The organism is Azospirillum sp. A1-3, from assembly GCF_023806445.1.
In the GTDB taxonomy this organism is placed as follows: Bacteria; Pseudomonadota; Alphaproteobacteria; order Azospirillales; family Azospirillaceae; genus Azospirillum.
The window spans coordinates 635,229-653,986 of record NZ_JAMSLU010000005.1 but is presented as its reverse complement, the minus strand read 5'-3'; the positions used below and the strand labels follow the sequence as shown (position 1 = coordinate 653,986).

General features: G+C 67.2%; 15 protein-coding genes. 3 read left to right on the top strand and 12 right to left on the bottom strand.

From position 1 onward, the window contains the following. Positions 1 to 28 precede the first annotated feature (28 nt). The 3 genes from M5E06_RS27570 to M5E06_RS27560 all read left to right on the top strand — a co-directional run bounded on the left by M5E06_RS27570 (position 29) and on the right by M5E06_RS27560 (position 5,980). A complete protein-coding gene (locus tag M5E06_RS27570; protein ID WP_252140977.1) occupies positions 29 to 1,411 on the top strand; it encodes an L-serine ammonia-lyase in 1,383 nt (460 codons plus the stop codon). A 327-nt stretch (positions 1,412 to 1,738) separates the two neighbouring features. After that, a complete protein-coding gene (locus tag M5E06_RS27565; RefSeq protein WP_252140976.1) occupies positions 1,739 to 3,673 on the top strand; it encodes a hypothetical protein in 1,935 nt (644 codons plus the stop codon). A gap of 96 nt (positions 3,674 to 3,769) precedes the next feature. Further along, positions 3,770 to 5,980, top strand: a complete 2,211-nt coding sequence (locus M5E06_RS27560) for a mechanosensitive ion channel domain-containing protein (protein ID WP_252140975.1) — start codon at positions 3,770 to 3,772, stop codon at positions 5,978 to 5,980. Positions 5,981 to 5,997: 17 nt separating this feature from the next. On the opposite strand, the gene M5E06_RS27555 is transcribed toward M5E06_RS27560, so the two are convergent. From M5E06_RS27555 to ehuA, 12 genes are all read right to left on the bottom strand, one after another. Then, positions 5,998 to 8,361, bottom strand: coding sequence for an FIST N-terminal domain-containing protein (locus tag M5E06_RS27555; RefSeq protein WP_252140974.1), 2,364 nt, complete (start codon positions 8,359 to 8,361; stop codon positions 5,998 to 6,000). A gap of 76 nt (positions 8,362 to 8,437) precedes the next feature. Then, positions 8,438 to 9,820 carry a hypothetical protein gene (locus tag M5E06_RS27550; RefSeq protein WP_252140973.1) on the bottom strand — a complete coding sequence of 461 codons (1,383 nt, stop codon included), beginning with the start codon at positions 9,818 to 9,820 and terminating at the stop codon, positions 8,438 to 8,440. Between the two features lie 24 nt (positions 9,821 to 9,844). Beyond that, positions 9,845 to 10,228, bottom strand: coding sequence for a response regulator (locus M5E06_RS27545; protein ID WP_252140972.1), 384 nt, complete (start codon positions 10,226 to 10,228; stop codon positions 9,845 to 9,847). 258 nt (positions 10,229 to 10,486) lie between these two features. Next, positions 10,487 to 11,332: an ectoine/hydroxyectoine ABC transporter substrate-binding protein EhuB gene (ehuB, locus tag M5E06_RS27540; RefSeq protein WP_252140971.1), complete on the bottom strand. Its 846-nt coding sequence runs from the start codon at positions 11,330 to 11,332 to the stop codon at positions 10,487 to 10,489. 138 nt (positions 11,333 to 11,470) lie between these two features. Next, the gene (gene doeB, locus M5E06_RS27535) at positions 11,471 to 12,493 is read right to left on the bottom strand and encodes a N(2)-acetyl-L-2,4-diaminobutanoate deacetylase DoeB (RefSeq protein WP_252140970.1); all 1,023 of its coding nucleotides are present in this window, start codon (positions 12,491 to 12,493) and stop codon (positions 11,471 to 11,473) included. A gap of 2 nt (positions 12,494 to 12,495) precedes the next feature. Continuing rightward, positions 12,496 to 13,686 (bottom strand): ectoine hydrolase DoeA, encoded by a 1,191-nt coding sequence (gene doeA / locus M5E06_RS27530; RefSeq protein WP_252140969.1) that lies wholly within the window; start codon positions 13,684 to 13,686, stop codon positions 12,496 to 12,498. A gap of 45 nt (positions 13,687 to 13,731) precedes the next feature. Then, on the bottom strand, positions 13,732 to 14,724 hold the full coding sequence (gene eutC, locus M5E06_RS27525; RefSeq protein WP_252140968.1) for an ectoine utilization protein EutC: 993 nt from the start codon (positions 14,722 to 14,724) through the stop codon (positions 13,732 to 13,734). Beyond that, the gene (eutB, locus tag M5E06_RS27520; RefSeq protein WP_252140967.1) at positions 14,712 to 15,698 is read right to left on the bottom strand and encodes a hydroxyectoine utilization dehydratase EutB; all 987 of its coding nucleotides are present in this window, start codon (positions 15,696 to 15,698) and stop codon (positions 14,712 to 14,714) included. The genes eutC and eutB overlap by 13 nt, the downstream gene beginning before the upstream one ends. Beyond that, on the bottom strand, positions 15,695 to 16,480 hold the full coding sequence (gene eutA / locus M5E06_RS27515) for an ectoine utilization protein EutA (RefSeq protein WP_252140966.1): 786 nt from the start codon (positions 16,478 to 16,480) through the stop codon (positions 15,695 to 15,697). The genes eutB and eutA overlap by 4 nt, the downstream gene beginning before the upstream one ends. Positions 16,481 to 16,506: 26 nt before the next feature. Next, positions 16,507 to 17,163, bottom strand: a complete 657-nt coding sequence (gene ehuD / locus M5E06_RS27510) for an ectoine/hydroxyectoine ABC transporter permease subunit EhuD (RefSeq protein ID WP_252140965.1) — start codon at positions 17,161 to 17,163, stop codon at positions 16,507 to 16,509. An 11-nt stretch (positions 17,164 to 17,174) separates the two neighbouring features. Beyond that, positions 17,175 to 17,834: an ectoine/hydroxyectoine ABC transporter permease subunit EhuC gene (gene ehuC / locus M5E06_RS27505; RefSeq protein WP_252140964.1), complete on the bottom strand. Its 660-nt coding sequence runs from the start codon at positions 17,832 to 17,834 to the stop codon at positions 17,175 to 17,177. A 47-nt stretch (positions 17,835 to 17,881) separates the two neighbouring features. Next, positions 17,882 to 18,667: an ectoine/hydroxyectoine ABC transporter ATP-binding protein EhuA gene (gene ehuA / locus M5E06_RS27500; RefSeq protein WP_353654368.1), complete on the bottom strand. Its 786-nt coding sequence runs from the start codon at positions 18,665 to 18,667 to the stop codon at positions 17,882 to 17,884. Positions 18,668 to 18,758 lie beyond the last annotated feature (91 nt).

The following is an 18,758-nucleotide window of genomic DNA, read 5'->3' as shown; positions in this document are numbered from 1 at the left end:
ATAGACGACCTGACTGACAGGCCGGGCCATGTTCCTCAGCGTATTCGATGTGTTCAAGATCGGCATCGGCCCATCCTCGTCGCATACGATGGGGCCGATGACCGCTGCGGTGCGGTTCCTCGACATGCTGCGGGAGTGGAGCGGGGCGGCGCCTGTCGCCGTCCGGGTCCGGCTGCACGGCTCACTCGCCTTCACCGGCAAGGGCCATGCGACGGACCGGGCGGTGGTGCTCGGCCTGCTCGGCTACCGGCCGGACAATCTGGACGTCGACGAGGCCGACCGCCGCATCGCCGAGCTTCGGACCGGGCGGACGCTGACACCTCCGGCCCTGCCGGCCTTGGCGTTCGATCCCGAGGCCGACGTGGTGTTCGATTTCGGGCCGGCGCTGCCGGGCCACGCCAACGGGCTGGTCTTCGAGGCGCTGGACGGGCAGGGGACGGTTCTGCTGTCCGAAACCTTCTATTCCATCGGTGGCGGCTTCGTCGTCACTGCGGCCGAGCGGGAAGCGGCCCCGACCGCGTCCCGCGGGGGGAGCGCCGACTGGCCCTATCCCTTCGAGCGCGCCTCAACCATGCTGCGCATGGCCAGGGAAAGCGGCCTGTCGATCGCCGCCATGAAGCGCGCCAACGAACTGGTGCATCACTCCGGGCCGGAGTTGGACGATCGCCTCAACCGCATCTGGGCGGCGATGAACGGCTGTATCGAACGCGGATTGAGCCTGGACGGCCAACTGCCCGGTAGCCTGAAGGTGAAGCGGCGGGCAAAGGCCATCCACCAGCAGTTGCTGCGGGAGCGCGGCGTCAATTCAAGCCAGCCGCATGTCGCCTACGACTGGCTGAGCGTCTACGCGATGGCGGTGAACGAGGAGAATGCGGCCGGCGGCAAGGTGGTGACGGCGCCGACAAACGGGGCTGCCGGCGTCGTGCCGGCGGTGATCCGCTATTACCTCGACCATTGTGCCGGCGCCGAACCGGCCAAGGTCGCCGATTTCCTGCTGACCGCCGCGGCGATCGGCGGCCTGATCAAGCACAACGCCTCGATCTCCGGAGCCGAGGCCGGTTGCCAGGGCGAGGTGGGATCCGCCGCCGCCATGGCCGCCGCCGGTCTTTGCGCCGTTCTGGGCGGAACGCCGGAGCAGGTGGAAAATGCGGCGGAGATCGCGCTGGAGCATCACCTCGGCATGACCTGCGATCCGGTTGCCGGGTTGGTGCAGGTGCCGTGCATCGAGCGCAACGCTATCGGCGCCACCAAGGCGGTGGCGGCGGCATCCCTGGCGCTGCGTGGCGACGGGCAGCATTTCATGCCGCTGGACAACTGCATCCAGGCGATGCGGCAGACCGGCGAGGAAATGAGCAGCAAGTTCAAGGAAACCAGCCTGGGCGGACTGGCGGTCAATCTGCCGGAGTGCTGATGGGCGGAGCCGCCCGTCATGCGATGTCGCATAAGGGGTTATCATTTCCATAATACTCATTATGCGTTTTTTTGTGTGTAAGCGGTAGGTTCTATTCTGAAGTGCAACTTTCATGCAATCACAAAGGGCTGGCTTCTTATAAGCTGAGAGGCTGCGGTCGGCGGGCGCACAGTATGATACGGGACCGATTTGTCGGCAAAGCGCGACAATAGAACGCGCCGTCATGCCTTTGTGCCGGGTGATTTGATACTGGAGGTTGATGTACCAAATGGAATAGAAAGCGGCTCGGTGCCAGTGCACACCTAGGCCAGCTTCGATAAGGTTATCATGCACATCGCTATCATAGTTTTGGCTGTCGCTCTCAGCGTCGGATTGCGGCTGGTTGTCCCGGTCCAGGCGATCGCCGGCGGATATGACGATCTGCTGTTTATCCGGCTCGCGGAGTCCCTCTGCCGCGGCGACTGGCTCGGACCATACGATAACCTGACGCTCGCGAAAGGCATCGGCTATCCAGCCTTCCTCTGTGCGTCATCCTGGCTCGGACTGCCTCTTCGGCTGGCGGAACACCTTCTGTACTTGCTGGCCTGCGCGGTTTCGGCTCTTGCCGTCCGGGGCGTGTCCGGAAACAGGAGCATCGCCACAGGCACCTTCGTCGCCCTCGTGCTTGTGCCGATCTTCTGGGGAGCAGACCTTTCCCGCGTCATCCGCGAGGACATCTACATTTCACTCTCGCTGCTGGTGGTATCCTGCGCCGCATTGGCCTATGTGGCGGATGCCGACCAGCCACTCCGCAGACGGCTGCCTGCCCTGCTCGGCCTTGGCGTTGCGGCGGCAGGCTATTGGCTGACGCGGGAGGAAACGCCCTGGCTGTACCCGGCGGTCGGCTTGCTCGTGCTCTGCTGGCTCGTCGTACGCTGGCGCGCTCTGCGGAAGGCCGGCCTGCTATTCTCCAGGCGCGGCCTGACCGCTCTGGCGGTCCCTGTCGTCGCCCCGGCGGCAGTCGCGGGAGGAGTGATCCTCACGGTTTGCATGCTCAACCTCAGCCACTACGGCGTATTCAGGGACAACGACTTCCGTCAGGGTCCGTTTGTTGCAGCCTATGGCGCGATCAGCCGCATTCAGTACCAAACGCCATGGAAGCGCTATCTGGCTTTCCCGGCCGATGCCAGACAGGCCGCCTACTCCGCCAGCGCGGCGGCGGCGGAATTGCAGCCGTTCCTCGAAGGGCCGAAGGGGCTGGCGTACATGTCATCCGGCTTCGGGTCCTACGACACCACGGGGTTCATGTGGGTTTTGCGGGACGCGGTCGCGGATATCGGCGGGTACGGAAATGCCGGGAAAGCGGATGCCTATTACCGGCGCCTCGCAGCCGAGATCAACGCGGCCTGTGACCGGGGCATCATCCCTTGCCTGCCGGCCCGGGCAAGCTTCATGCCGCCCGGTCATCCCGGCCAGATCGCCGAGACCCTGGCCAGCGCCTACGATTTCTACCTGAAGGCCGCCGGATTCCGATCGGGCCCGGTCGGTGCGCGGCCGAGCATCGGTGACGACGCAACCATGCGCCGGTTCGCCGCCATCATCCACAGTCCACCGACCCCGCTGGATGGCGGTTCAGCGCCGGGGGACATCCGCGTCGTCAGTGGCTGGGCCTATTCCCCCACAGGGCCCCTAAGCATCGGAGCCGACCAGGAATCCTCGCCGGTCAAACTCGACCTGCAACCGGCTGGGGATGTGCTCAAGCACTTCGGCATTCCCGAAGCGGCAGCCCTGCGATTCCGGGCGGTCGGTCCCGCCTCCGCCGCACTCACGGTCATCCAGGGAGCAAGCGTTGCGAGGCTTCCGCTGTCGGCACAGCCGGGCTCCACAACCGGAGCTGACGGGGGCATCGCTCTGCATGTCGACCAATCCACCAGTCCGCAATCGCCGGCGGATCACATCGGCGGCAATCCGATCAACGACATCGTCAGCAGCATCTATCGGACGATCGGCCCTTGGCTGGTGTCCTGTTCGCTGATCTGGTTGGGGCTCACCGCGCTGTGGTCGGTTCTGCGCCGGCGCACGATCGACGGCCTCCTGGTGGTTTCCCTGGCGGTAACCGCGGCGTTCGCCATGCGGATCCTGCTGGTATCCTTCCTGAACGTCACCGCCTTGCGCAGCGACTATCATTACCTCTACGTGTCCCCCGCAGCCCCCTTCGGCATTCTGATCGTCGCCTGTGCCGTCGCCACGCTATGGCAACAGGTCAAGCCGACCGTTGCGTGACGGAAATCCTGGTGCGCGTGCTGCCCACGGACTCCCCGGTTGCGTGACCTGCGCTATTGTGATGGCGTCGACCGTCACGGACCGCGAAGGCACGCCATGCATAAAGTCCTGCCCATCACGCGTGCCCTAACCTCGCGCTTCGGTTCGGCGGTCCGGCTCAGGATCGGCGCGCTGCTGTTTCTGATGATGCTCCTGACGGCGGCCGGGGCTTCGGCCCAGGCGATCTCTCCGGCGGCCCCCTCTCCCGCGCCGGCCGTCACCGCCGCGCCGGGCGGGACCGACGACATGATGATGAAGATGCTGAGCGAGGGACAGGACCGCATGGCCGGGTTCCGCGGCAAGCTCGCCCAGCGGCTCCGCGCCACGCCGGACATTCCGTCGGCCATCGTGGCGACCCTGACGGCCCAGAGCCCGACCGGCCATCCCGGCCACTTCCTGCGGGTCATCGGCCTGATCATCGCCCTGCTGGCCGTGGGTCAAGCGGTGCAGCATGTCTTCTATGAGCGGCCGGTCGCGCGGCGCCTGCTGCCGCGCCGCGACGGGCCGAAACCGGGTGGTTCGGACTTGGCGGCCCGCTTTCCGGGTCTGGTCGCCCGTGCGCTGATGACGGCGGTCGGCATGGTCCTCGCCAGCCTGATCGCATTCGGGCTCGCCACCGCGCTGATCCCGGATCCGACGCCGATGACCGAGAAGACCGTCATCCTCGTCGGAGTTGGATATCTGCTGGTCTGGGCCATCAGCCTGTTCTGGCGGCTGGTGCTGCCCCCCGGCGTCGATCGGCTGCGGCGCGCCCTGACCGCCAGCGGTGCCGTCGGCGTCGCCCTGATGACCGGCACCATCTGGCTGGAGGCGCTGGGGATGCCCGCCGATCCCCATGCGGTTCTGGTTGCGCTGTTCGGGCTGCTGACCGTGCTGGCGACGGTCGGCGCACTCTATGTCCACCGGCGGACGGTCGACAGCGTCCTCCTTGCCGGGCGCGGCGCCGAAACGCTCGCGCCGCTCGAACGGCTGGGCCTGCGCTTGTGGTTTCCCGTGGTGGTCGCCTATTTCGCCTGCGCGTGGGCAGCGCTGGTCAACCGCCTGATCCTGGGCTGGCCGACCGAACTGCCGCTGCTGCTCGGCGCCTATGCGGTCGCCGGGGCTATTTTCGCCGTCTATGCCACCGTCACCTACGCCACCCATCGGCTGTTCCACCCGCGGCGCGCCCTGCCCTCCTCTCCCCCGCCGGTCTCTGCGCTCGACAGTTACGAGGCGCTGGCCCGGCGGGTGGCGGGCATCCTGGCCGCCGCCGCCGGGGTGACCGTGACCCTGTCGGTGTGGAACATCCCGCGCATGCAGGGCGATGCGGCCGACCACCTCATCAGCATCATGACGATCTGCCTGATCGGCTACGTCCTCCACCAGAGCATCCGCATCTGGATCGACCGCCGGATCGCCGAGGAGGGGCCGGTGCCCGGCACCGTTCCGGGCGACGAGGGGAGCGGCCATGGCTCGGCCAGCCGGCTGGCGACGCTGCTGCCGCTGGTGCGCAACTTCGTCCTGCTGTCGATCGTCGGCGCGGTGCTGGTCAGCGTGCTGATGGATCTCGGGGTCAACATCGCGCCGCTGTTCGCCGGGGCGGGCATCGCCGGCATCGCCATCGGTTTCGGCGCGCAGACGCTGATCCGCGATATCTTCTCCGGCGCCTTCTTCCTGATCGACGACGCCTTCCGCAAGGGCGAGTACATCGAGATCGGAGCCATCCGCGGCACGGTGGAGAAGATTTCTGTGCGGTCGATGCAGCTTCGCCATCATCGCGGCCCCCTGCACACCGTGCCCTTCGGCGAAATCCACCAGTTGACCAACTATTCGCGCGACTGGGTGATCATGAAGCTGCCGCTGCGCATCACCTACGACACCGATGTCGAGAAGGTCCGCAAGCACATCAAGCAGCTTGGCCAAGCCCTGCTGGAGGATCCCGAACTGGGGCCGAAGTTCCTGCAGCCGCTGAAATCACAGGGAGTCATCCAGATGGAGGATTCGGCGATGATCCTCCGCGTCAAGTTCATGACCCGCCCCGGCGACCAGTGGGACGTCCGCAAGCGGGTGTTCCAGGAACTCCACGCCCTGTTCCGCCGCGAGGGCATCCGCTTCGCCCATCGCGAGGTGACGGTCCGCTTCGCCGGCGAGGCGACGGTGAACGGCCCCGCCGGTGCACCGCCAGGAGAGGATGCCCGGAGCCTGGCCGCCGGTGCCGTCCTGCACAGTCTGGACGAGGACGCGCCGGACGCCGGGGCTGCAGCCGGCCGGCACAAGAGTGCGCTGTAGGCGGCGCTCTTCCCGGTTCACGATCGCCGATCGGCCGGTTCCGGCGGAATGATCGGCAACAGGATGCGTATCGTGGTCCCCTGCCCCACGCCGCTGTCCGCAAGGATGTGGCCGCCCCAGCCGGCGACGATGCCATGCACCACGGGGAGACCCAACCCTGTGCCATGTCCCACCGTCTTGGTGGTGAAGAAGGGATCGAAAATCCGGGCCAGCGTCGCCGCATCCATTCCGCACCCGGTGTCGCGGACGGTCAGGGCGGCATAGCGGCCGGCCGGGTGCGGCCATGCCCCGTCCGTCGCCGCATCGAGCTGAACCGCGTCTGCCGCGATCTCGATCGCTCCCCTCGATTGCCCGATCGCATCGGCCGCGTTGCGGATCAGGTTTATCAGCAGCTGCGCCATCTGCGTCTCGTCGGCGCGGACCATCAAAGGGGTGGTGGCGATCCGCCAGACGAGTTCGACGTTCCGGGGGACCAGCACGTCGACCATGTCGGCCACATTGCGCAAGGCGGATCCCAGTTGCAGCGGACCGGTCGCAGTCGGATCGGAATGGCTGAAGGTCAGCACCTGCTGGGTGATCCGCTGGGCGCGCTGCGCGGCTTCGATCACCCTGGAGAGATTCTTCTGTGCCTGGCAATCCGGCGGCACATCCTCCATGACCAGTTCGGTCAAGCCGACGATCGGTTGCAGCATGTTGTTGATCTCATGCGCCAGACCGCCCGCCAGACAGCCCAGAGCCTCCAGCTTCTGGGCCTCCCGCAGTTGACCCTCCAGCTCCGCGCGGGTTTCGGCCGCGCGGCGGCGCTCTTCGGCGAAGCGCAGTTCCGCCTCCCGCAGGCTCAGCACTTCGGTCACCGCTTCCCGCTCCTCCGTCGCCTGCCGGACGGCATCCAGCAGATCGTCGACCGCGGAACCCAGCGGATCGGCGGCTTGGGTGGCGATCTGCTCGGTGTAGGCGCCGATCTGCTTGACGCGTCCATAGAGCGTGCCGGGGGCGTCGCCGCGACCGACCAGATCGCGGATCAGGCGCTGCCGCAGCCGGTTCAGCATGCGCAACCGGGTGTTGCGGGCGCGATGGAAATAATTCTGGAAGTGCCCGTAGTGGATCGGAAAGCGGGCAACGTAATCGTCACGGAATACGCCATGTCCCGCCGAATCTCCCTCGCCGTCGTCGGTGAAGAAGAAAATCGCGGAAAGCGTCTGGTTGACGTTGATGCCCAGGATTTCGCCGAAGGTTGAAAAGCCTGCCACCGGAAGATCGTCGAAAACCGTCATCCCCGTCAGGTTCGGCCCGTTGTTGATCCGCCGCAGGACACAGTCATTGAGAATGCCTCCGACCGGTCCGGGCTTGTCGCGGAGAAAAGCCGCGAAATCGCTTTTCGTCTGCCCGATGAAATCGGTGGCCTCGACCAGAAACAGCTCGTCACCGGCATTGACGTCGCAGAAAAAGGAGACCCGTCCCTTCGCCCGGTTGATTCCCGCCACCGAGCGCACGAAAAGCCCGCTGTCCAGCTCGACGGCGAAGGTGTGGGAGACCAGCAGGCGCTCAAGCTCGTCGGGCCGGCACTGGAGGCTCCGGCACAGGGCCTCGATGAAGCCGGTGACCTCCAGGTTTTCGGGATCGATGACGCTCGTCACCGTGCGCCGGATCGGATCACAGTCCAGGATGGTGAAGGACAGCCCGGTCTTGCGGAAATTCTGCGATTTGAAGACGCCGTAGCGCTTGCCTGGAGCCATCCGCAGGAAGGCGATGACCGCGTGATTGTCCAGCACCCGGCTGCCGTCATAAACCCATGTGTTGAGGAAATCCAAAGTGCCGCCGGCGGAACCGCCGACGAACAGCACCGGGAAACGGCCGGAGGCATAGATCGCCTCCATCAGGCAGCTCTCGCTGGCGGACAGCCCGTCGATGAACAGCAGCGCCACCGTGTCGTGACAGTCGAGCGGGAATGCCGGCTCGATGGCCTCCAACTCCCGGCGGATCGCGTCGACGCGCTGTTCATGGGAGAGGCGTATGCTGCCGGTGCGGATGTCCTCGCTGTGCAGGGGAACGCTGTGGATGCTGACATCGGCGAACAGGTCGCTGCTGAAGGCCTGGAGGACGATGCCGTCCCGCCGGTCTCCGGGATGGTAGAGGCCGCCGGGCACTCCCGAACACAGCTCTCCCGCCGTCGACACCAGCACCAGCCTGCTCTCCCGGGGAAGAACCGAGCGCAGGTCCTCCGCGACATTCGCGAAGGGAAGCGCCGGCGAGACGAAGCCGAGGACGAAAGCCGGCGGATCGTCATCGAAGGCGAGCAGCCTTGGAGCGTCGCAGAGATCGGCGGCATCGGTGGCAAGGGTTTTGATGAACCTGTTCGAACGTCCGATGGCACCCGGCATGGTGGAACCTCCTGTCCTGAGAGATCACCACGGAACGATTGCGGTCGGGCCGGCCGTCAGCGTGGCCGGCCGCATGTCAGCGCACGGACTCCCGCAGGAACAGGTCCTGCCAGCCGAAGCGCAGCATGTGCTGGGGGATTTCCCCGGCGCGGCCGATCCGGTCGCCGGCGATCAGCGTGGTCCCGGCCGCCCGTGCCGCGACCGCGAGGCTGGTCGAGGTGATGCCGACGATGCAGGTCTTCAAATTCGCCCGCTCCGCCGCCGCGACGAAGCTGTTCATGTCCTCCATGATCCTGGCCTCGGTGCCGCGGTCGGACGAGATCATGGTGGTGAGGCCGGTCAGGCCGGTTCCCGACAGGCTTGCAAAGCTCTGCTGCCGGCATTCCACGCGCAGGAAAGTCCAGCGGCAGAACGGCCGCACCTCGTTGACCAGCTCGCTCATCCGGCCGCTGGGCACGCCGGCGGGAAAGCGCAGGAACTCGAAGATCAGAAAGGGGCGCAGGTAATCCGGCACCGATTGGCAGATCGCCAGATACTCCTGCCGGGTCCGGCGCGCCGCCAGCGTCTCGAAACAGACGGGAACCGACACCATCAGCCGGAACTTGTTGCGGAACAGCTCGTCCAGGATTTCCACCGTGTCGGCCAGCGTGTCGATGTCGACCTTGGCCAACTGCTGCGGTTCGCTGACCCCGGACAGCGCCAGCATCCCTTCGACCGAGGTTCCATCGGGAAAGCGGCGGACCGGCGTGCACATGTAGGTGGAGATCACCTGCCGGCCGACATCCCACAGCGGGCGGTACATGGTGCCGATCTGCGCCATCTCCAACTGTGACAGCTTCAGCTTGCGCGGCTCCGCCGCACCGGCCGCGGCGGTCGGCGGGGGCGGGGCCGTCGAAGCGGCAGCCTGCTCCTCCGGGTCGTTCGCCTCCACCGTCTGCTCGACGGCCGACAGGAGATCCGCGACGGAGGCGTGTTCGAACAGCAACTTTCCATCCACCGCGCCGACGGCCGTGGAGACGGTGATCTCGGCCAGTTTGGGATCGCCCAGGAAAAGCCGGTACAGTTCTTCGGCGATCTTGGCGCAGACGAGCGACGCGGCCTGCCGGCTCAGCGTCGCGAAGACGATGATGTATTCGCCGTCACCACTGCGGAACTGGACGTCCTTGCCGTCGATGTGGCGGTTGATGATGCGGTCGGCAGAGCTGTGAACGCGGTCGCGCAATTCATCCCAGGCGGGGCCGAGGCTCGCACGCAAGGTGTCGAGGTTCAGCATATGGATGCGGCCGGCGGAGAGCAGTTGCGGCTGGGCCAGCAGAACCTTCAGCCGCCGCTCCAGCGCTCTCATCCGCTCGACATCCGTGTCGTTCGCCGTTTCGCTCCGCGACGAGGGGGCGGTTGCGGCAGGCTCCTCTTCGACGAACCAGTTGCGGAGTTTCTCCCCCAACGACAGTCCAAGCATGACCATATCCTCTCAGAGCCGCCGTCACCTGGGACGTGCGGAACGGGCGATGGGGTGTCCGGGCAGGCAGGCGGAGACCACGGTCAGCAGTTGATCCCGGGTGAAGGGTTTGCTGAGGACGTGGTCCGCCCCCATCTGCTCGGCGACCTTCAGCAGTTCCATGGCGTGACTGCGTCCACCACCGGAAATGGCAATGATCTTCATGGCCGGCATCGAGCGGCGGATGTTCAGGATCGTGCCGATGCCGTCCGCCCGCGGCATGATCAGATCGCAGATGACCAGATCGACCGCATTGGCACGCAACAGGCGCAAGCCCTCTTCGCCGTCCTCCGCCTCGATGACGGTCATCGACTGGCGCTCCAGAAACTGGCGGAGAACCGAGCGGACCATATCCTCGTCGTCGATCACGAGTACCGTGGGCATCATCGCCTCCCCTTGCAGGCGAGCGTGCAGTCGTGCTCGACAAAAGAATGCAGGTCGGGCCGTTACCAGAGCATTAACGTCTAAACTAGGGTGCTGCCGGTGGTTGCGCTCTGCCGGAGCGGTTCCGCCTGCCGGCCGGCGCGGAGCGGAACCGGTGGAGGCGAAGCCCGGCATCGCGGTGCCTGCCGGGCTCGCCACCCTCCTCGGGCCATGTGAAGATTTCCCGGACGCCGGCCGGCCCGATCAGTTGGATGCGGCGCAGAGCTTCTCGCGGGAGGTCTGCTTCGCGGCTTCGGCGGAGAAGCCGTAGGGTTCGATGATCTTGGCGAACTCGCCCGACGCCTTCATCTCGGCCAGCACCTTGTCGAAGGCATCGCGCAGCGCGGTGTCCTGCTTGCGGAAGGCGGCGCCGTCGCAATAGACCGGGGCGCCCTTGACCGGGGCGACCACCTCGATGTTCGGGTCGTTGGCCTTGCCGACCAGATCATGGATCGACAGGACCGGCAGCGAATAGACGTCGATCCGGCCGTCCTGCAGCATCTTCAGGCCGCTCTGCGGGTCGGGGACCACGATCACGCGGTCGCGCGGCACGCCGGCCTGCAGCGCCAGCTTCTCCTCGGTGCCGCCGCCGGGGGCGCCGATCTTGGCGTTGGGGTTCTTGGCGATGTCCTCGTAGGAGGTCAGCTTCAGCGGGTTGCCCTTCTTCAGGGCGAAGGATTCGGCATCGCAGAGGATCGGTTCGGAATAGGCGACGGCCTTGCAGCGCTCCGGCTTCATGAACAGGCCGGCGGTGACGACGTCGAAGCGGCGGGCCTGCAAGCCGGGGATCATCGCGCCATATTCGGAGATCGAGGCGACGACGTCGTTGACGCCCAGCTTCTTCATCACTGCGCGGGCGACGTCGGGGGCGGCGCCCGACACGGTGCCGTCCGGCTTGACGGCGGTGTAGGGCGGTTCGTTGGCGATGCCGATGCGGGCGAAACCCTGTTCGCGCAGCGTCTCCAGCGTGTCGGCGGCGAAGGCCGGCGCGGCGAGCGTGAGGAGCGCAGCGGCGATGCCGAGGCTTTTGGCGATCTTGACGTGTTTCATGTCGGCCGTCCCTCTTTCGTGATTTGGTGAGTGCCCGGCCGGCGTTCCCATCGGGGCGCCGGCCCCTGTTTCGTCGGTGTCGTTACCGTTCTTGCAACATGCCCGCCTTCTGCCGAGGCGGGTTCCAAAAGGCGGCGGTCAGTCCTCGACCGTTCCGACCACCGCGATGCAGTCGCCGGCCTTGACGAGGCCGGGGAAATGGCGGGCCGCCAGGATGCCGTCCAGCGCCGCCCGGTATTCGGAAGGCGCCAGCCCGGTGCGGCCGATGGGGTGGATGCGGGCGAGCAGATCGCCTTTGCGCACCGGATGGCCCAGATCGACGCAGGCCTCGATCAGGCCGCTGTCCTCGGCGAAGCGGAAACAGTCGGCCGACGGCATGTCGAGCCAGCGGCTGGCTTCCGCCGGTTGACCGTCCGACGCCTGACCATCCGTCAGGATACCGGCGTGGCGCAGGACGTTGCAGACGCCGCGCTTGGCGATGGCGATGGTCTCCGCCCGGCCGGTGCCGCCGCCGCCGAGTTCGGTGGTGACGAAGGTCTTGCCCAGCTCCTCCGCCGCTGTGTCGTACATGCCGACCGCGTCGATCTCCAGCATGCGCATGGAATAGGGCGCGGCGAAGGCGGCTACGGCAGCGAAACAGCGCGCCTCCTGGTCCTTGTCGGGCAGAATGTGGGCGGCGGCGAAGGGAACGAAGTCCAGCGTCCGGCCGCCGGAATGGATGTCCATCACCAGATCGGCCAGCGGCAGGAGTTCGCGGGCGAAGTAATCGGCGATCTTCTGCGTCACCGTGCCGTCCGGGCGGCCGGGAAAGCTGCGGTTCAGGTTGCCCTTGTCGATGGGCGAGGTGCGGGTTCCCGCCTGGAAGGCCGGGTAGTTCATCGCCGGGACGATGATGACGCGGCCGGCGACCCGGTCGGCGTTCAGAGTCTGGGCGAGGTCGAACAGGGCGACCGCGCCCTCATACTCGTCGCCATGGTTGGCGCCGGTCAGCAGGGCGGTCGGCCCGCTGCCGTTGCGCACCACGGTGATGGGGATCATCACGGATCCCCAAGCCGAATCGTCGCGGCTGTAGGGCAGCCGCAAAAATCCGTGCTGCACGCCGTCGCGGTCGAAATCGACCGTCGGGGTTATCGGGGACGGGGCAAGTGTGACGGGCGCCATGGTCAGGACTTCACGAACAGCTTGCGCGGCACATTGGCGAGGCATTCGACGCCGGAGTCGGTGATGGCGATGCTCTCGGTGATCTCCAGCCCCATATCCTCCAGCCACAGGCCGGTCATGAAGTGGAAGGTCATTCCGGGCTGGAGTTCGGTGCGGTCGCCGGGGCGCAGGCTCATGGTGCGCTCGCCCCAGTCCGGCGGATAGCTGAGGCCGATCGGGTATCCGGTGCGGTTGTCCTTGGTGATGCCGTAGCGTTTCAGGACGGCGAAGAAGGCGTGGGCGATGTCCTCGCAGCTGTTGCCCGGCTTGGCGGCGGCGAGTCCGGCCTCCATCCCCTCCAGCGTCGCCTTTTCGGCATCGAGGAAGGCCTGGGTTGGCGTGCCGAGGAAGACGGTGCGCGACAGCGGGCAGTGGTAGCGTTTGTAGCAGCCGGCGATCTCGAAGAAGGTCCCTTCCCCCAGCTTCATCGGCCGGTCGTCCCAGGTCAGGTGCGGCGCCGAGGCGTCGGCCCCCGACGGCAGCAGCGGGACGATGGCCGGATAATCGCCGCCGAAGCCGTCCGCCCCGCCGATGCCGCGGATGCCGGCGTCGTAGATCTCGGCGACGAGGTCGCATTTGCGCATCCCCGGCTCGACCCGTTCGACAATGCGGGCGTGCATCGCCTCGACGATGCGCGCGGCCTTGCGCATGTAGTCGAGTTCCTGCGGGCTCTTCACCGCGCGCTGCCAGTTGACCAGCGCCGTGGCGTTTTTGAAGCGGGCGTTCGGCAAATGGGTGGTCAGCGACTGGTAGGCGGCGGCGGTGAACCAGTAATTGTCCATCTCGACGCCGATGGTCAGCCCGTCCCAGCCGCGATCCGCCAGGATCGTCGACAGCAGGTCCATCGGGTGGCGTTCGGTCGACTGCACGTAGTGGTCGGGGTAGCCGATGATGTTGTCATGGGCCAGATAGGCAGTGCGCTTGGCGCCGTTTGCGTCCTGGCCGCGGCCGTACCAGATCGGCTCGCCGTGCGGCGGCACGATCACGCATTGGTGGACATAGAAGGACCAGCCGTCATAGCCGGTCAGCCAGGCCATGTTCGACGGATCGGTGACGATCAGCAGCTCGATGCCGGCCTTGTCCATGGCGGCACGGGTCTTGTCGAGCCGTGCGGCATATTCGGCCCGGCTGAAGTTCAGCGTCGGTTCCAGCATGTCGGGAGTCTCTCTCGTAAGAGGAGGGGCATGGGAAAAGAAGGATCAGGCGTCGAAGGCGGTGCCGGCGCCGGCCGCCAGGGCCCGGCCGCGCGCCAGCGTGGCGATGGCGGTGTCCTGCACCCCGGTTCCGGTGAGGTCGCAGACGGTGATGGCATCGGTGGACGGACGGCCCGCGGCCTGCCCGGCGATGACGGCGCCCAGTTCAGGGAACTCGCGGTCGGCGGCAACCGTGCCGGCGGCAATCGCGTGATGCAGTTCGCCCAGCCGGCGGGTCTGTGTCAGGCGGTCGGCGACATAGAGGTTGGCACGGGACAGGATGGCGGGATCGAGTTCGTTCTTGTGCTCGGCGTCCGACCCCATGGCGGTGACGTGCTGTCCGGGTTCGAGCCAGTCCGCCATCAGGATCGGCCGGTCGGCCGGGGTGGTGGTGACGACGATGTCGGCGCCGGCGACTGCCGCCCTGCCCTCCTCCGCGGCGCGTACGGGGAAGCCCAGCCGTTCCGACAGGCGGGCGGCGGTCGCGGCGGCGCGCTCGGGCTGGCGCGCCCAGATGCGGGCCTCGCGGATCGGGCGGACCAGGGTCAGCGCCTCCATCTGCAACGCCGCCTGCACGCCGGCGCCGAAGATCGCGGCGACGGTACTGTCGGGGCGCGACAGATGCTTGGCTGCAACCGCTCCCGCCGCGGCGGTGCGCACGTCGGTCAGATAGCCGTTGTCGAGCAGCAGGGCCTCGACCAGACCGGTCCGGCTGCTCAGCAGCACCATCAGGCCGTTGACGCTGGGCAGGCCGAGCGCCGGGTTGCCGAAGAAGCCGGGGCTGATCTTGATGGCGAAGCCGTCGAGGCCGGGGACATAGGCGGTCTTGACGTCGACCTCGCCCCGAAATTCCGGGATGTCGAGCCGCAGGATCGGCGGCATCGCCACCGGGCGGGTGGCAAGCGCCAGGAAGGCGTCCTCGACGCAGGCGACGGCATCACGGTCGAGCGGAACGATCCGCCGTAGCTCCGCCTCGGTCAGGATGGTCATGCGGGGCATGAATAGGCTCCGGTGATGATGCGGCGGTGCAGGTCCATGGCGATGTTGCGGCCGGACAGCAGCGCGATCGTGGGGCCGCGCGGCGTCACCTTGCCGGCGAGCAATGCTGCGATGCCGACGGCGCCGGCGCCCTCGACGATCTCCTGCTCGGCGGAATAGGCGTGCTCGATGCCGGCGGCGATCTCCGCCTCGGTCAACAGGACCACGTCGTCGAGCAGGCTGGCGGCGATGCGGTGGGTGTAGCGGTTGTCGAGGCTGATGCCGCCGCCGAGCGAGTCCGCCAGCGTCTCCAGCTCCTCGACCTGGACCGGGCGTCCGGCCTTCAGGCTGGCATGCATGGCGGCGCCGCGTTCCATCGAGACGCCGATCACCCGCAATCCAGGCCGCAGAGCCTTGGCCGCCAGCGCCACGCCGGCGATCAGGCCGCCGCCCGACAGCGGCACCAGCAGCAGTTCGGCGTCGGGAACCGCCTCGATGATCTCCAGCCCCAGCGTGCCCTGCCCGGCGATGACGTCGGCATGGTCGAAGGGCGGGACGGTGGCGAATCCCTCCTCGCGGACCAGCCGGTCGACCTCGACCTGGGCGTCGTCCTGGGAGCGGCCGACGATGCGGATCTCGGCGCCCAGCGCGCGGATGCCCTCGACCTTGTTGGATGGTACCAGCGCCGACATGCAGACGACGCAGCGGATTCCGGCCTGCGCGGCGGCATGGGCGAGCGCCCGGCCGTGGTTGCCGGTGGACGCCGCCGCGACCCCCGTCGCCAGCGCGTCGCGCGGCAGGGCCGACAGCGCGTTGGTGGCGCCGCGCAGCTTGAAGCTGCCGGTGGTCTGGCGGGTTTCCAGCTTGAGGAATACCGGTGCACCGCAGTGGGCGGTCAGGCTGGGCGAGGCGACGGTCGGCGTCGCCGCGATCCGCCCGGCCAGCCGCGCGCGGGCGCGGAAGACATCCTCCAGGCCGATGTCCTGCCCGCTCATGACCAAGCCTCTGCCGGCAAGGGAAGGGTCATCAGCCGCCCGCTTTCCGGCCGGGGCCGGTCGTCGCCGCACAGGCGCAGGGTGGCCCAGGCGGTGGCCTGGTTGCTGGTTACGAGGGGGCGGCCGATGGCGGCCTCGATCTCGGCGGCGACGCCGGCCGAGCGCAGGGCGGTGCAGGAGATGAACAGCGCGTCGGCATCTGGCGCCATCGCGTCGATGGCGGCGCGGACCAGACTGGCCGGCGCGACGCGCGCCATCTCGCGGTCGTCGTCCAGCCCGAAACAGGTGAAGCGTGCGATGTCGAAGCCATGCTCGGCGAAATAGGCGGCCATCGGCCGGCTGGTCTGTTCGGTGTAGGGGGTCAGCACGGCGATGCGCCGGGCGCCGAACGCCGTCAGGGCGCGGCGGGCGGCGGCGGGCGGCGTGATGACGGGAACGCCCGGCTTTGCCGAAGCAATGGCCTTCTCGATGGCGTCGTCGCCCATGACGACGCTGGCCGAGGTGCAGGAATAGCAGATGGCGTCGAGCGGCTCGTCGGGCAGGATCAGCGCCGCCCCTTCGGCGAGGCGCGGCTGCATGCGGCGCAGATTCTCCGGCGTCGTCGGGTTGGCGTAGGCAATGCGCGCGGTGTAGACGCCGATGCGTTCGCTCGCGACCATGCGGCGGAAATCCGGCTCGGTCGTGTGGTCGGTCGCCAGCACGACGAGGCCGACGCGCTTTTCGACCGGGCGGTCGTCGAAGGCCAGTGCGGTGGCCGAGCGCAGGATGGGAATGGAGGACATGGCTCGGGAACTCCAGAGTCAGCGTATCAGCGGGTCGGCCGGAACCGGCGTTCCAGCATGTGCAGGGCGGGCACGGCGATCAGGCTGATGCACAGGAACAGGATGCCGACCAGCGTCATCGGCTCCAGATAGCGGTAGTTGCTGTTGGCAACGCTGCGGGCTTCGCTCATCAGTTCGATCACCGTGATGGCGGAGAGCAGCGGCGTTTCCTTGAACATCGCGACGAAATAGTTCGCCAGCGCCGGGATCATCGGCGGGATCGCCTGCGGCAGGATCACATGCCGCCAGGTCTGGTAAGGCGTGAGATTGCAGGCCTTCGCCGCCTCCCACTGGCCGCGCGGCGTGTTGTCGATGCCGGCGCGGAAGACCTCCGACGTGTAGGTGGCGTAATGGAGCCCCAATCCGACCACTCCGGCGGTCAGCGGCGACAGCAGCAGTCCCAGTTCCGGCAGCACGTAGAACAGGAAATACAGCTGCACCAGCAGCGGCGTGCCGCGGATGAACTCCACCACGAAACCGGTCGTGCGCGCCACCGCCCGGCTCTTCGACCGGCGCAGCAGGGCGAAGCCCAACCCGGCGGCGGCGGCGAGGATGGAGCCGAGCAGCGTGGCCAGCAGCGTGATGCGCAGGCCGTCCAGCAGCGTCGGCATGATCTCGCGGACGAACTCCCAATCCCATTCCATGGCGGGTTTCCTTAAGTGCGCAGCCCGTCGAGGCCGCGGGTCATGCGGCGCTCCAGGGCCTTCATGCCGAACGAGATCAGGCTGGCATAAGCGAAGTAGATGACCAGGACGGTCAGGAAGGGCATGGCGGTGCTGCCGGTCTGCGAGCGGACGACCTGCGCCTGGAAGGTCAGGTCGCTGAGCGAGATCAGCGACACCACCGAGGTCGCCTTCAGCAACTCGATGGCGTTGTTGCAGAAGGTCGGCACCATCACCACCGCCGCCTGCGGCAGCAGCACGTGACGCAGGCTCTGCCAGCGCGTCAGGTTCAGGGCGACGCAGGCCTCGTGCTGTTCGCGGCCGATGGACTGCACCGCCGACCGCACCACCTCCGCGCCATAAGCGCCGACATTCAGCCCCAGCGCCAGCACGCCGGCCTGCAGCGGCGTCAGCGTCACCCCCATCAGCGGCAGGACGAAATAGGCCCAGAACAGCTGGACGAAGATCGAGGTGCCGCGGAAGAACTCGATATAGGCGACCGACGCGGCGCGTATGGCGGAGAAGCGCGACAGCCGGCCCAGTCCGGCGAGGAAGGCGGCCGGCAGTGCCAGCGCGCAGCCGAGCACGGTCAGCTTCGCCGTCACCAGCGCGCCGTCCAGCATCAAGCCCATATAGCCGGCCCAATCAGCCATGAAGCCGAGATCTCCTGCGTTCGGGGAAAAAGCGGTAACGGACGCCGTCAGATGCGCTGGCCGGCGGCGATGATCTTTTTCAAAAAGGCCTGGGTCCGCTCATGCGACGGGTTGGTGAAGAGGACGTCGGGCGGCCCCTCCTCCACGATGCGGCCGCGGTCGAAGAACAGCACGCGGTCGGCGAAATCGTGGGCGAAGCTCATCTCGTGGGTCACCAGCAGCATGGTCATGTCAGTGGTGGACCCCAGCATCCGCATGACGCTCAGCACCTCTTCCACCAGTTCGGGGTCGAGCGCCGAGGTCACCTCGTCGAACAGCATGATCCGGGGCTGCAACGCCAGGGCGCGGGCGATGGCCACCCGCTGTTTCTGGCCGCCGGACAGCTGGGCCGGCATGGCGCGGGCCTTGTCGGCGAGGCCGACGAGGTCCAGCAGTTCCATCGCCCGGCGTTCGGCATCCGCCTTCCTGACGCCCTTGGTCAGCATCGGCGCCAGTGTGACGTTGTCCAGCACGCACTTGTGCGGGAACAGGTTGAACAGCTGGAACACCATGCCGATCTTGGTCCGCATCCGGTGCAGATGCGCCTCGTCGGCGGGGACCAGACGGCCGTTGCGTTCCATCTGGAACAGGTGCTCGCCATCGATGCGGATGGTGCCGCTTTCGATGGTCTCCAGCGTCATCAGCGTCCGCAGGATCGTGGTCTTGCCGGAGCCGGACGGGCCGATCAGCGCCAGCTTCTCACCCGGCCGGACTGAAAAGCACAAGTCTTTCAGCACGGTGTGCGAGCCGTAGCGCTTCGTGACGCAGTCGATGTCGATGATTGTGTCGGTCACACCGGTCTTCCCTTGCAATGGTTGGCGACCGTGGATGTGTGTGAACGATGCGGGACCGCTTAAATCATGTCAATCCGGAAAATAAAATCAT

Coding starts and splice junctions, on each gene's coding strand:
- M5E06_RS27570 (WP_252140977.1), top strand. CDS start 29: ATGTTCCTCAGCGTATTCGATGTGTTCAAGATCGGCATCGGCCCATCC.
- M5E06_RS27565 (WP_252140976.1), top strand. CDS start 1,739: ATGCACATCGCTATCATAGTTTTGGCTGTCGCTCTCAGCGTCGGATTG.
- M5E06_RS27560 (WP_252140975.1), top strand. CDS start 3,770: ATGCATAAAGTCCTGCCCATCACGCGTGCCCTAACCTCGCGCTTCGGT.
- M5E06_RS27555 (WP_252140974.1), bottom strand. CDS start 8,361: ATGCCGGGTGCCATCGGACGTTCGAACAGGTTCATCAAAACCCTTGCC.
- M5E06_RS27550 (WP_252140973.1), bottom strand. CDS start 9,820: ATGCTTGGACTGTCGTTGGGGGAGAAACTCCGCAACTGGTTCGTCGAA.
- ehuB (WP_252140971.1), bottom strand. CDS start 11,332: ATGAAACACGTCAAGATCGCCAAAAGCCTCGGCATCGCCGCTGCGCTC.
- doeB (WP_252140970.1), bottom strand. CDS start 12,493: ATGGCGCCCGTCACACTTGCCCCGTCCCCGATAACCCCGACGGTCGAT.
- doeA (WP_252140969.1), bottom strand. CDS start 13,686: ATGCTGGAACCGACGCTGAACTTCAGCCGGGCCGAATATGCCGCACGG.
- eutC (WP_252140968.1), bottom strand. CDS start 14,724: ATGCCCCGCATGACCATCCTGACCGAGGCGGAGCTACGGCGGATCGTT.
- eutB (WP_252140967.1), bottom strand. CDS start 15,698: ATGAGCGGGCAGGACATCGGCCTGGAGGATGTCTTCCGCGCCCGCGCG.
- eutA (WP_252140966.1), bottom strand. CDS start 16,480: ATGTCCTCCATTCCCATCCTGCGCTCGGCCACCGCACTGGCCTTCGAC.
- ehuD (WP_252140965.1), bottom strand. CDS start 17,163: ATGGAATGGGATTGGGAGTTCGTCCGCGAGATCATGCCGACGCTGCTG.
- ehuC (WP_252140964.1), bottom strand. CDS start 17,834: ATGGCTGATTGGGCCGGCTATATGGGCTTGATGCTGGACGGCGCGCTG.